8 protein-coding genes are annotated in these 13,774 nt (G+C 53.3%); 6 read left to right on the forward strand and 2 right to left on the reverse strand.

The window, feature by feature from the left end; genetic code table 11:
- Window positions 1-467: 467 nt before the first annotated feature.
- Together ACTJIK_RS08360 and ACTJIK_RS08365 are read left to right on the forward strand one after the other, a co-directional pair.
- Window positions 468-2,441, forward strand: a complete 1,974-nt coding sequence (locus tag ACTJIK_RS08360; RefSeq protein WP_440645906.1) for a tetratricopeptide repeat-containing sensor histidine kinase — start codon at window positions 468-470, stop codon at window positions 2,439-2,441.
- Between the two features lie 35 nt (window positions 2,442-2,476).
- A complete protein-coding gene (locus tag ACTJIK_RS08365) occupies window positions 2,477-3,238 on the forward strand; it encodes a LytR/AlgR family response regulator transcription factor (RefSeq protein ID WP_440645907.1) in 762 nt (253 codons plus the stop codon).
- A 436-nt stretch (window positions 3,239-3,674) separates the two neighbouring features.
- On the opposite strand, the gene ACTJIK_RS08370 is transcribed toward ACTJIK_RS08365, so the two are convergent.
- Window positions 3,675-4,910, reverse strand: coding sequence for a 4-hydroxy-3-methylbut-2-enyl diphosphate reductase (locus tag ACTJIK_RS08370; protein ID WP_440645908.1), 1,236 nt, complete (start codon window positions 4,908-4,910; stop codon window positions 3,675-3,677).
- A gap of 140 nt (window positions 4,911-5,050) precedes the next feature.
- Between ACTJIK_RS08370 and ACTJIK_RS08375 the strand changes: the two genes are divergently transcribed.
- Window positions 5,051-5,548: a DUF4251 domain-containing protein gene (locus ACTJIK_RS08375; RefSeq protein WP_440645909.1), complete on the forward strand. Its 498-nt coding sequence runs from the start codon at window positions 5,051-5,053 to the stop codon at window positions 5,546-5,548.
- A gap of 240 nt (window positions 5,549-5,788) precedes the next feature.
- Here the strand turns inward: ACTJIK_RS08375 and ACTJIK_RS08380 are convergent, their stop codons facing one another.
- Window positions 5,789-6,679, reverse strand: coding sequence for a rhomboid family intramembrane serine protease (locus tag ACTJIK_RS08380; RefSeq protein ID WP_440645910.1), 891 nt, complete (start codon window positions 6,677-6,679; stop codon window positions 5,789-5,791).
- A 185-nt stretch (window positions 6,680-6,864) separates the two neighbouring features.
- On the opposite strand from ACTJIK_RS08380, the gene rpsA reads away from it, so the two are divergent.
- From rpsA to ACTJIK_RS08395, 3 genes are all read left to right on the forward strand, one after another.
- Window positions 6,865-8,763 (forward strand): 30S ribosomal protein S1, encoded by a 1,899-nt coding sequence (rpsA, locus tag ACTJIK_RS08385; RefSeq protein WP_440645911.1) that lies wholly within the window; start codon window positions 6,865-6,867, stop codon window positions 8,761-8,763.
- Window positions 8,764-9,020: 257 nt separating this feature from the next.
- A complete protein-coding gene (locus ACTJIK_RS08390; protein ID WP_440645912.1) occupies window positions 9,021-12,206 on the forward strand; it encodes a SusC/RagA family TonB-linked outer membrane protein in 3,186 nt (1,061 codons plus the stop codon).
- A gap of 11 nt (window positions 12,207-12,217) precedes the next feature.
- The gene (locus ACTJIK_RS08395) at window positions 12,218-13,756 is read left to right on the forward strand and encodes a SusD/RagB family nutrient-binding outer membrane lipoprotein (RefSeq protein ID WP_440645913.1); all 1,539 of its coding nucleotides are present in this window, start codon (window positions 12,218-12,220) and stop codon (window positions 13,754-13,756) included.
- Window positions 13,757-13,774 lie beyond the last annotated feature (18 nt).

Consider the following 13,774-nt stretch of genomic DNA (forward strand, 5'->3'; position numbering starts at 1 on the left):
CTTTGCCCGGCCTTCCATCACGATGGATGCCTGTAGATACATGCCGCTGATACTATTTGGACCAGAACCGAACCTTACCTGGAAAAGAACCTGAACTTTGTTGCCGTCAAAATAACCATTTTTGACAAGAGCTGCCGGATAACGCATTGCGGACCCGGTAACTTTCACGACGCAACAAGTCGGTTCCAGTGTTAGTCCAAAGGCTTTTTGAAGCCATATCCGGATTGTTCCAGCAACAAAAAGACCATGCTATTAACCGTCTATAAACGAACTGTGATATAAATCAGACATCCCTGGACCTTGGTGTTCAGGTCGTTGTAAACGTAATGTGGAATTTGGGCCAAGCGCCCTGTTTCATATTTTCAGTAGGTGTATTCGGTTAATAGGAAAGGGGCGAATTCTTTCGCCCCTTCGCTTTTTTAACCGGTGTAAACCGGCATGCACATGTCGCAATTAAATTTTACCTTGTGAGGGCTGTTGCACCTGATACCATGTCTAAAAGAGGGCTTTTTTTGCTGATATGCCTCATATTCCTCTTCCGCGGAAGCTCCTCCGCGCAGGATTCCATATTGGTATACCGCAGCCTCGATTCCGTGAAGAAAATGGCGGACGACACCCTCAAGGTGAACACGCTCATGGCCAAATCCAAAAGCTATTACCGCTATTTCGACCGGAAGAACCAGGAAAACCTGTTCCTGCAGGAAGCCATCGCCCTGTCTTCCCGTATAAAATACCATAAAGGTCTTGCGGACGCCTATAACGAAATGGGCACCTCCAAACGCAACAAAAGCCAGTATATCCTCGCCACCGAATACCACGAAAAAGCGCTGGAAGCCGCGGAGGCCAGCCGGATAGACCGTCTTATCGCCGTGTCGCTCAACAACATAGGCGTGGATTACCGCCGGAGGGACATGCTCGAAAAAGCCTTCGGTTTCCATTTCCGCGCCCTCAGGCTGGCCGAGAAGATCAACGACGTCCGCAATATCACCATCGCCACTAATTCCATCGGCAATATCAACCTCAGCGACGGCAAATACGAGGACGCCATCCGTGAATTCACCCGCAGCCTGCGCCTGGAACAGGAAAGCGACAACGACCTCGGGGTGGCCATCAACCTCGGTAACCTGGGATATGCATATGAATACCTCGGCAAGCTGGACCTCGCCATCGATTATTACGAACGTTCCCTCGCCGTGAACCAGCGGCTGGGCAATTCCACCGGCATGTCCATCTGCTACACCTGCCTGGGCACGGCCTACCAGAAAAAGAAAAATTATCCCCTGGCCATGGACTACCTGCAAAAAGCGCTGGAAGTGAACGACCGGGTGGATGACAAGATACATGTGGCCGAGAGTTACCTCAGCATCGGCCGCCTGCTGAACGAAGAAGGCAAACATGACGATGCGCGGCAGTATATCCAGCAGGCGCTGGACCTGGGGCATAAATGGAACTTCAAAAGCGTGCTGATGGACGGCTACAAGGCTATGGCGGACAATTACAAAAGGGAAGGGGAGTTCGGGAGATCGCTGGACAATACCAATCTCTCCCTCCAGTATAAGGACAGCATCCTGGAAGAACGCTCCAGCATTGAGTTCGCCCAGATGAAGGCCATGCATGAGGTATACCAGAAAGACAACCAGATCAAAGAATTACAGCAGGCACAGGACCTCAACCAGCTGCGCATCCGCCGCAACCTCGCACTGGCCATTGCCCTGGCGGGTTTCCTGTTCATGCTGATCGTGGGCGGCTTCTTCTACATCCGCCACAGGAACCTGCAGGCCAACCGGCAAACGCTGCAGCTGGAGCTGCGCTCGCTGCGTTCACAGATGAACCCGCACTTCATCTTCAATTCCCTCAGTTCCATTCACCGCTACATCTGGAGCAACAACCAGGAAGAAGCCAGCGACTACCTGACCAAGTTCTCCAAGCTCATGCGCATGATCCTGGACAACAGCCAGCACACCTTTATCCCGCTCAATAAAGAACTGGATTCCCTCCGCCTTTACCTGGACCTGGAGGTGCTGCGCTGCAACAATATGTTCGACTATCACATCAGCGTAGGGGAGAATATCAACGATGAAGAAGTGCTCATCCCGCCCATGATCATTCAACCCTACGTGGAGAATGCCATCTGGCACGGGCTGGTGCACCGGGAAAAAAAGGGCCGGCTGGAAATAGCCGTATCGCTACGGGGCAAAGTATTGGAAGTGGTGGTGACAGACAATGGCATCGGCCGTAAGATGGCGATGGCGATCAAGGAAAAGAAAGACCGCGTGCATAATTCCATGGGGATGAAAGTGACGGAGGGGCGTATAGCCCTGATCCGCAAGATCAATAATACCAAAGATGCGAACGTGGAGATCCTGGACCTGCAGGATCAGGGGGGGCAGGCTACCGGCACACAGGTGAAGATCGTGCTGCCGGCCGAATTCCTTTTTTAAGAGCAATTGCAGAGAAAAATATAATAACATCACACATGAGCGAGATCAAAGCCATTATCGTTGACGATGAGCAGCACTGTATTGATGCATTGCAGACGATGCTGCAAAAGAAATGCCCGGAAGTGACCGTTTTAGCCGGGGTGAACAGCGTAAGGGAAGCCAAGCAGCTGATAGACGAGCTGCAGCCGGACCTGGTGTTCCTGGATGTGGAAATGCCGCATCAGAACGGCTTCGAATTACTGAAACTGTACGACAAGGTGACGTTTGACGTGATATTCACTACCGCGTACGAGCAATATGCGCTTAAAGCCATCAAGTTCAATGCACTGGATTACCTGCTCAAACCATTCAGCGTGCAGGAATTGCAGGAAGCGCTGCGCAAGTACCATGAAAGGCGGCTGCAAAAGCAGGACACCGCCATTGCCCCGCTGGAAGTGTTTTTGCAGAACATGAAAACTTTACAGCAGACGAACAAAAAGATCGCGCTGCCGACCATCAACGGCCTGGTGTTCATGCCTGTGCAGAACATTGTGCGCTGCGAAAGCACCGGCAACTACACGAAAATATTTTTTACGGACAAGAAGCAGCTGCTGGTGTCCAAGCCCCTGAAGGAGTTCGAGGAGCTGCTGACGGACGTGGATTTTTTCCGCGTGCATAATTCCCACCTGATCAATCTCCAGCAAATGGATTCTTACCTGCAGGGCGAGGGCGGCTTCGCGCTCATGAGCGACGGCACGCAGGTGGAAGTGTCACGCCGGCGTAAGGCGGAATTCCTGAAAAAGGCCATGCATTTCTAAATGCCGTTTATGCCGCATCCGATTTTATGCCCGTTCTTGCCAGTTATCGCCTATACGATACCAGATATTAAATGCCGGTTGCAACCTCCTTTGGGGCGTATTACTTTTGTATCACACAAAAAGAAAGTCGATTGTTTGTTACAACGAATAAGAATTTTCTCTGCATTACTAGCGTTTGATTAGCCCCAAAGGAAAAAGGCACCTTCTGGTGTCTTTTTTGTTTTTCTTAAGCCTGTAGCGGGTTTTCTGATACAGGGTTTCAGCCCGCTGCAAGGCGGCCAATCTAAATAGACCGGAGGTCCACACGAGATTGAAGGCCGGGCCACCCGGCGGGCGCCGCTGCTTCATCAACCTTTTTTCATGATTTTTTTAAGAAGAGAGATTTGCCGGTTATCCTGCGAACGCGGCTTCCGCCTCGCTGGTGCCCGTAAAGAAGTTATTGATCAGCCAGCAACGCTGCCGCGGCTTCGTCCACTTTTTCTTCCAGGCCGTAAAATGCGAGGAGTTTCCGGATCACCGCCTCCACGATCGCATCGGGGCAGCTGGCGCCACTGGTGAGCAGCAGGGTCACCGGTTCTTTTTCCGGCAGGAAGCTGAAACTGTGCAGCTCCTGGTTATGATGGAAATCGTAATGAAACAGCTCGTTCCTGGAAATGAGCTTTTCCTCCGACGATATAAAATAAGTGGGGAGTTTTTCTTCGCACAGCTCCACCAGGTGGGAGGTATTGGAACTGTTGTACCCGCCTACCACGATAGCCAGGTCCGCCACGGATTCCAGCATGCCGGTCACCGCCGTTTGGTTGTCGTTGGTGGCGTAGCAGAGCGTATCGCGGGTGTCCGCAAACCTTTCGGCAACGCGGTCGTCCGCCAGCGCATATTTTTCCTGGATGGCCTGTTTCACATAATCTGCAATAGCCTGGGTTTCGGAGGCCAGCATGGTGGTCTGGTTCACCACGCCCACACGCTCCAGGTGTTTGCTCACGTCGAAGCCTTCGGAATACTGGCCTTTGAACTCTTCATAAAAATCTTCCGCCGGCGCCTCGCCGCGGATATAGGCGGCCAGGCGGTGCGTCTGCTCCATGTCCTTCACCACCACCGTGGGCGTATGGGAACGGCTGTGGGAGAAGGTGGCGCGGGTTTCCTCATGCTTCGGCTTGCCGTGCACGATCACGGTATATTCTTTCGCGCCGATCTGCTCGGCCTTGTTCCATACTCTTTCCACGAAAGGGCAGGTGGTATTGTACTGCAAAGGGGTAATGCCAAGCGATTGCAGCCGGGATTCTATCTCGAGGGTGGTGCCGAACGCCGGGATGATCACGATATCATCGGGCCGGAGGTCTTCCCAGGGAATGAGCTGTTTGCCGGAAGGATCCATCAGGAAACGCACCCCCCGCGAAAGCAGGTCCGAATTCACCTGCGGGTTGTGGATCATTTCGCTGAGCAGGAAGATGCGTTTGCCCTCGTTTTCCTCCACGGTCCTGAAAGCGATCTCGATCGCGTTCTCCACGCCGTAGCAGAACCCGAAATGCCGGGCGAGCAGGATGCGGAGCGGGCCGAAATCCAGGAGGGTAGGACTGAAGTCTTTCTTCATGCGGTCCTGCTGCTTCCGTTTCTGCTTGATGGCGGAGATCAGCGGGCTGCGGTATATGATGGGTACGTTGAATGTTTTCATGCTTTTCAAAACCGGTGCTGCCGGTTCTGCGCAAAGTTAAGAATGTTTTGTAGTAATGTCGTAACGCAGCCATTCCGCCAAAATCCTTTTTATATTCCAACATTTTATACTTATCTTGTAATTGCGTAAAACACCTATGCGTGAAAACATCCAAAATCTTGCTGACGGGCTTATGCCTGGTCTTTGCAGTATCTGTCACCCGGGCCCAAAGTCCTAAATATTTCAGGGATTCCCTCATCGCCCGGGCCGTGAAGCAGTTGATAGACAGCAGGCAGTTTATTTTCTTCGTTCAGTCAGTAATGGCCCCCGGCGGTACTTCCGTGCCGATGGCAGGGGAAAATTACACTTTCCGCATAAAAACCGACAGCGTGCAGCTGAACCTGCCTTACGTGGGGCGCAGCCATACCGCGGTTACGGACTATAGCCAGGTGGGCTTCAATTTTAAAGCGGGCAATATCGATTACGTGGTGAAGGACAGGAAAAGAGGCGGATGGAATGTGACCATCCCGCTTCATAACGCTACCAATGTGAGCGTGATCGTGCTGAATGTGCTGAAAGACGGGTCCGCCACGCTTCACCTCACGCCGAGGAACAAACAACCGATCTCCTACCAGGGAAATATTGCAGGGAAAGAATAGAGAGCGTGCATGCCTGAAGGAACGGGGAACTCCGCGTGGCGGTTCCGCCGTGGTTACCTTTTACAGCAACGGGTAGGCATACCCAAACCGGGCTGGCCGTCAAAACGCCTGCCTGCCGCAGATCCTGACGGTCTGCCATGAAACCAGGATTTTACGTTTACTGATAAACTATCTGATCAGGCCCCGGTTCTCCGGGGCTTAGCTTTTTTAGAAAGAGGGGAGATGGGTTTTAGCCGGCGCTTATTTTTCGTCGCTGTACTTGCGCAGCCAGGTCTTTTCCTCGGTGGTAAGGCTGTTGTAGCCTTTTTCGTTGATCTTGTCCAGCAGCTGGTCCAGGCGGGAGGCGTGGCTGGGCTCGTTGTTGCGCACTACGCGGAGGGGCGATTTTTTGGGTTTGAACTTGCGGGTGGAGGCGGGTTCTTTTTTGGAGAACAGGCCGCTTACACGGTCGAAGAAACCGGAGATGGGCGCCACGAGGTCGCGGCCCTGCTGCAGCTGGCGGATATAGAGGTACCCGAAGGCAGCGCCGGCCAGGTGGGCAACGTGGCCGCCGAAGTTACCGTGGGGGAGAGACACAAGGTCGATCAGCACCAATACGGCGGCAACCCATTTGATGCGCACGTTGACCACAAAAAATATGGATATTTCCAGGTTGGGCATTAAGGTGGCGGCGGCCACAACGAAGCACATCACGGCTCCGGAAGCGCCGATGCCGGTGGAATCGATGCCCCTCATGCCGGGGATGAGATTGTAGAACAGGATCAGTACGCAGGAGCAGAGGAAGCCGCTGAGCAGGTACAAAGGCACTACCCGCTTGTTGCCTACTTCCGTACGGAAAAGGTTGCCGAAGAAAAAGAATATGAGCATATTGCCCAATATATGCCAAACACCGATATGTGTAAAAGCTGTGGTTATCACTCCCCATGGCTTCCTGATGAGGATGGATGGGAGGGTGTGGAGGGAAAGGTTATTGTACAGGAAATCTCCCACGCTGGTGGCCCCGGCGGCGGAAATGAAACCAGAGATGGCGAACAGGAGGAAAACAACAATGTTGATGATGATGAGGATGGTGACCGAGTTGCCTTGTTTTACCCAGTTTTTGAAGTCCGATGTGAGAGAAGTTCCGTTCATACCGGAAAATTAAAGAAAAATTGGTTGCCCGCCTGCATTTCAGCGAGAAATGACCGGCGGGGCGGCTAAGCGGATGGTTATCAAAAAAATATATAAACGATTCGTTTACAGTGTCTGGATCGCTTAAATAAAATTGCCCGGAAGGGATTATCTCCGTATCTTTGCTTCCCTTAAAACATTTTATTTTGGAAGAAAACAACATTACTAACGAACAAAACGCTGAACAACAGGCTCCCGTAGCAGAAGCTGCTACCGTGGAAACAGCGACAACAAATGCTCCTGTTGCCACCGCTCACGACGATTTCGACTGGAGCGTGGACAAACGTAACGTATCTTCTTACTCCAAAGCTGAGAAAGAAAAATACGACGCAACTTACGAAAGTACCTTTAAAGTGATCGAAGAAAGCGGTCTGCTTACCGGTACTGTGGTAGGTCTCACCAAAACCGACGTGGTGCTGAACATCGGCTTCAAATCCGATGGCCTGATCTCCCTCAATGAATTCCGCGATCTTCCCCAGCTGAAAGTTGGCGACGAAGTGGAAGTATTGGTGGTTGAGAAAGAAGACCGCGACGGCAACCTGCACCTGAGCCGCAAACAGGCTCGTATGCAACGTGCATGGGAACGCATCGTGGAAGTGTACAAAACCGGCGAAGTGGTTACCGGTACTGTTACCAGCAAAACCAAAGGCGGCCTGATCGTGGACGTGTACGGTATGGAAACGTTCCTGCCCGGCTCACAGATCGACGTTAAGCCGGTTACAGACTACGACCAGTTTGTAGGCAAAACCATGGAGTTCAAGGTAGTGAAGGTGAACGAAGCTATCCGCAACGCAGTGGTTTCCCACAAAGCGCTTATCGAAAGCGACATCGAGCAGCAGCGTGTGGACATTATCTCCAAACTGGAAAAAGGCCAGGTATTGGAAGGTACTATCAAAAATATCACGGACTTCGGTGCGTTCATCGACCTGGGTGGTCTGGACGGCTTGCTGTATATCACCGATATCAGCTGGGGCCGTATCTCTCACCCGAGCGAAGTACTCCAGATGGATCAGAAGATCAACGTGGTGGTACTGGACTTCGACGACGAGAAGAAACGTATCAGCTTAGGTTACAAGCAGCTCACCCCGCACCCGTGGGATACCCTGCCTGCAGCCATCACCGAAGGCGCCAAAGTAAAAGGCAAAGTTGTAAATATCGAAGATTACGGCGCATTCCTGGAAATTCTGCCTGGTGTAGAAGGCCTGGTGCACGTATCCGAGATCTCATGGGCTTCCACCCCGATCAACGCCAAAGAGTTCTTCAAACTGGGCGAAGAGTACGAAGCAGTGGTAGTTACCCTGAGCAAAGACGAGCGTAAAATGAGCCTGTCTATCAAACAACTCACCGAAGATCCCTGGTCTACCATCGAAACCAAATTCCCGCTGGACAGCCGTCACAAAGGCATCGTGAAGAACATCACTCCTTATGGCGTATTCGTTGAGCTGGAAACCGGCATCGGCGGTATGATCCACATCTCCGACCTGAGCTGGATCAAACGCTTCAATCACCCGAGCGAGTACACGAAAGTGGGCAACGAGATCGAAGTAGTGATCCTGGGCATTGATAAAGACAACCGCAAACTGAGCCTCGGCCACAAACAGATCGAAGAAGATCCCTGGAACACTTTCGAAACTATCTTCCCGATTGGTTCTATCCATGAAGGTACCGTAGTGAAGAAAGACGACAAGGGCGCTACCGTGCAGCTGCAATACGGCCTGGAAGCTTACGCTCCCGCCCGTCACCTGCGCACTGAAGACGAGAAGCCGATCGCTGTTGAAGATGTGAAAGAATTCCAGATCATCGAATTCGACCGCAACGAAAAACGCATCCTGGTATCTCACACCAAGGTTTGGGAACAAGTGAAAGCCGACGAGAAAGACGCTGTGAAGAAAGAACAACGCGCTGAAGCTGAAAAGACCCGCAAAACGGTGAAAAACCTCCAGTCTAAGGTAGAAAAAGCAACCCTGGGCGACCTGGGCGCGCTGGCCGAACTGAGAGAAAAACTGAAACAATCCGAAGGTGGTGAAGAAAAGAAAGGTGAATAATTGACGGATTCGTTTTAAAAGATAAAAGGTCCCCCGGTGTGAGCCGGGGGATTTTTTTTGCAAGCAATGACGGGCTTCGCCGCTTACGAAAACGTTTTCGCGAATAGTTGCAGCTGCAACGATGCATCCCCTGAAACTCTTTATCCATCAACCTTTCAGCCTACCTATACAACTATAGCCAAAATTTATTAGGATAATTTTAACACATCCTATACCTTCGCAACCTATTTAGTCTATAAATATAATAGGGTAATACCATGCGACATTTCTTCAAGCTTACCCTGCTTTTGCTGACGACCAGCCTAACTATCTATGCACAAAGCAGGAAGATCACCGGTAAGGTTTCTACCGCAGACGGACAGCCGTTACCCGGCGTAACCGTGTTCATCAAAGGCACTGCCACCGGCACCATCACCGCCGGAGACGGCAGCTACAGCCTCAGTGTTCCGGAGTCTGCCACGGAACTCACATTCTCCCTCATCGGGATGGAAACATTCACACAGCCGCTCAGCGGCCTCGCTTCCTACAACGTTACACTCAAAGCCAGCGACAAACAATTGCAGGAAGTAGTGGTTACGGCGCTCGGTATTTCCCGCGCCACCAAAGCGCTGGGCTATGCCGTGCAGGAAGTGAAGAGCGCCGAGCTGCAAACCCGCCCCACCAACGCGCTGGCTTCACTGTCGGGCAAAGTGGCCGGCCTGCAGGTGATCTCCTCCGGCGGCAACATGGGCGGCTCCAACAGGGTGCTGCTCCGCGGTATCAATTCCATTTCCGGCAACAACCAGCCGCTGTTCGTGGTAGACGGTATCACCATCGACAATGCGGATATGAACACCAAAAGCACCATCAACTCTTCCGCGGGTAAAGACGTGGGCAATATGATCCAGGACCTGAACCCGGACGACATTGAAAGCATCAACGTGCTGAAAGGTCCCGCCGCTGCCGCATTGTACGGCACCCGCGCCGCCAACGGCGTGTTCGTGATCACCACTAAAAAAGGCCGCGCCGGCAAAGGCTTTGATGTAACGCTCAATTCAGGTCTTGAATTTGAACGCCTCACCCGCCTGCCCGAACGCCAGCACCTCTATGGCGGCGGCAAAAGCAATGCATTCCAGACCGCCACGATCAACGGCACCACTTACAACATCGTGGATTACGGCATGGACGAAAGCTGGGGCCCGAAGCTGGACGGTACGCCGGTACTGCACTGGTACAACCTGGACCCCGAATATGCGGACGATTACCTGAAACCGCAGCCCTGGATATATCCCAAGTCGGACGTGGAAGACTTCTTCCGCACCGGCCTTGCATCCAGCAACAATATCTCCATCAGCGGCGGCAACGAGAACCAGACCTTCAGGCTTTCATATACCAACCGCGCCGTGCGCGGAACCATTCCCAACTCAAGCCTGCACAGGAACACCGTGAACCTTTCCGGTTCTTCCCGCTTCGGGAAATTCCTGGCTACGGCCAACTTCAACTACGTGAAGAACCAAAGCACCGGCAGGCCCTGGACCGGCGCCAGCAACCGCAACATCATGCTGGAAGCATACCAGTGGGGCCAGGTGCAGGTAGATTACGACAAGCTGCGCGAATACAAACGCCCGGACGGCACGCCCCGCGCATGGAACCGCAACAGCTATGAGAACACCGCGGCAGGCCGCGCCACCAAATACATCGACAATCCTTTCTGGTCTGCCCACGAAAGTTACCTCGAAGAGAACCGCGACCGCTTTTACGGCAACATCGGCCTCTCTTACGACGTGAACAGCTGGCTGCAGCTCAGCTCCAAAGTGAACGCGGACGTTTACGATTACCAGAACCAGGACAGGATCGCGGTGTTTTCCCGCAGCCAAAGCTCCTACAACGAATACAACAATAATTTCAGCGAGTTCAACTACGAGTTTATTGCCAACGCGAAAAAACGCTGGAACGATTTCTCACTCTCCGCATTCGCGGGCGGCAACATCATGAACCAGAAACGCCGTATCAGCAACGCCGCCACGCAGGGCGGGCTCATCATCCCGAACTATTACAACCTGAAGAATGCGAACAGCGTGCTGAACGAATCCAACTTCTTCCACAAGAGCATCTATTCCCTCTTCGGAAGCGTGTCGCTCGGTTACAAGAGCTTCCTCTTCCTGGACGGAACGCTGCGCAACGACTGGAGCAGCACCCTGCCGCTGGATAAGAACTCATTTGCCTATCCTTCGGTGTCCACCTCTTTCGTGATCAGCGAGCTGGGCGAACTGAAATCGTCTGACTGGATCAACCTCCTGAAGCTTCGCCTCAGCTGGGCGCAGGTGGGTAACGATACCGATCCGTACCAGCTGCTGAAGGCTTACGAGGCCACTCAGGCATTCAACGGCAACGCGGGGTACAAGCTTCCCAACGTGTTCCCCAACGAAAACCTGAAACCGGAGATCACTTCTTCCTTTGAAGCGGGCGTAAGCTTTAAGGCATTCCGCAACAGGCTCGGGCTGGACGTAACGGTGTACACCAACGACAGCCGCAACCAGATCATCAACATCCCTGTTTCCACTGCTTTCGGTTATGAATCAAGGTTCATCAACGCGGGCAAGATCAACAACAAGGGCGTGGAAGTGAGCCTGAATGTAGTGCCCATTACCAACAAGGATTTCAACTGGGATGTGAACCTCAACTGGAGCGCGAACCGCAACGAAGTGAAGAAACTTACGGACGACGCCACCAGCTATCCCATCAACGATCCTACCGGTACGCTCGTTACGCTCGTTGCCCGGGAAGGCGAGTCCTACGGCCAGTTCATGGGATATGACTTCGTATACGACAACGAGGGCAATAAAGTGATCGGCGCCAACGGCGCATACCTGCGCACGGAGCAGATGGTGCCGCTGGGAAGCATCCTTCCCAAATGGCAATTCGGTATCGGCCAGCGGTTCACCTACAAACGCTGGGATGCGGGCATCCTCGTAGACGGGCGCGTAGGCGGGAAAGTGTTCTCGCAGACCTACAAAGTAGGCATGCAGACCGGTGTGCTGAAACCTACCGCAGAGAACGGCATCCGTGAGAACGGCCTGGTGCTGGACGGCGTGAACGGCAACGTAACCTTCAATCCCGACGGGAGCTACAGCGTATCCGGCACGAAGGCGAACACCACGCGTATTTCCGCGATGGACTGGGCGCTGGGCTTCTCCAACGGTCCTACCACGCAGAGCATATTCGACGGCACTTACGTGAAGCTCCGCGAGCTGACCGCCGGTTATACCATTCCTTTCTCCAAAACCGGCATCGTGCGCCAGGTGCGCGTATCCGCATACGGGAGGAATCTCTGGAACATTTATACCGCAAACGATTACATCGATCCGGAGCTGACGAACAGCGGCGGCAACATCCAGGGGGTAGAAGGCGGCAACCTGCCGGTGCCTGCCACATTCGGGTTCAACGTACAGGTGAAATTCTAAACTGATCTATCATGAAGCAACGACTTTTTAAAATATATGCGTTGGCGTTGGGAGCCGTACTGTTCCTGGCCGCCTGCAGCGACGATAAGTTCGAGGACATCAACAAGGACCCTAACCGGCCTTCCGATGTGCCTACCACTACCATACTTTCCCAGGCGCAGAAACAGCTGCTGGATAATTTCCGCGGTTCCGCGGGCAACTTCCGCGGCAGCATGCTCTTCGCCCAGTATTTTTCACAGAACCAGTATACCAACGAAAGCCGGTACGACCTGCCCAGGAGCAATTCAGACGCCTACTGGGACAATACCTACAAAGCGCTGAACAACCTGGAAGAGATCATCCGCCTCAATACAGACCCGCTTACACAGGTGAAAGTGTCTGTGAACGTAGGCCCGAATGCCAACCAGATCGCCATTGCGCGCATCCTGAAATCGTACGCGTTCATTTCTCTCACAGACGCCTTCGGCGATGTTCCTTACAGCTCCTATGGCAGCAGCGATCCTGATTTCCAGGCGCTGAAGCTGAACCCGGCCATCGTGAAACCGAAATATGCTTCACAGGAAAAGATCTATACAGACATCCTGAAGGAACTAAAAGAAGCCGCCGCCCAGCTGGACGTGAACGCCAATACCTTTGGCAATTACGACGGCATTTACAAAGGCCGCACCGACCTCTGGAAACGTTTTGCCAACTCATTGCGGCTGCGCGCCGCCATCCGCGTGCGCGCCAAGCTGCCGCAGCTGGCTGGAACGCACATCCAGGAAGCGATAGCTGGCGGGCTTATTCAAAGCAACGCGGAGAACGCCGTGCTGAAATACGAAGCCAAAGCGCCCAACGAAGCGCCGTTGTACCGTATCACCGTTACCGAAAACCGCCGTGACTTTTCCGTGTCGCACCTCCTGATCAATGTGCTGAAAGGGCAGACCGGCCCCTTCACCGCGCCGGACCCGCGCCTGAGGATCTATGCCCGCGTGAATAAGAACAACGAATACATTGGCCAGCCTTACGGCCTTAACGCTACAGTGGCTTCCATCCTGAAGGCTGAAGACATCAGTCTGCCCGGCACCGCGGTGAATGCGGCGGACTATGCGGAAGTGCTGCTGGAATACGCGGAAGTGAATTTCCTGCTGTCTGAATACCGCAACTGGAGCCAGGCGGATTATGTGAAAGGTGTACAGGCCTCCCTTGAAAAATGGGGTGCAGACCCGGTGGCCGCTACCGCTTACCTGGCCTTGCTGCCGCCTGCTACGCAGGAAACGGTACTTTCCCAGAAATACCTCGCGCTGTACATGCAGGGCAACGAGGCCTGGGCCGAGATCCGCAGGACAGGTTACCCGCGCTTCCTGGTGAAGCCCGGCGATATCGTGTGGCCTGCTGCGCCGGGGCCCGACGCGGCGAACAAACAGTTCATCCCGCTGGTGGGCACTGCTATTCCCGACAGGATCTATTATCCCCAGAAGGAGCAGACCGTGAACCGGGAAAGCTACCAGGCCGCGGTGGCCGCACAAGGCAACGACAGGCTGGATACCAAGGTTTGGTGGGACAAATAGCCATGTTAACTATTGATA

The sequence above is a fragment of the Chitinophaga sp. 22620 genome, from assembly GCF_052044405.1.
Taxonomy (GTDB): domain Bacteria; phylum Bacteroidota; class Bacteroidia; order Chitinophagales; family Chitinophagaceae; genus Chitinophaga.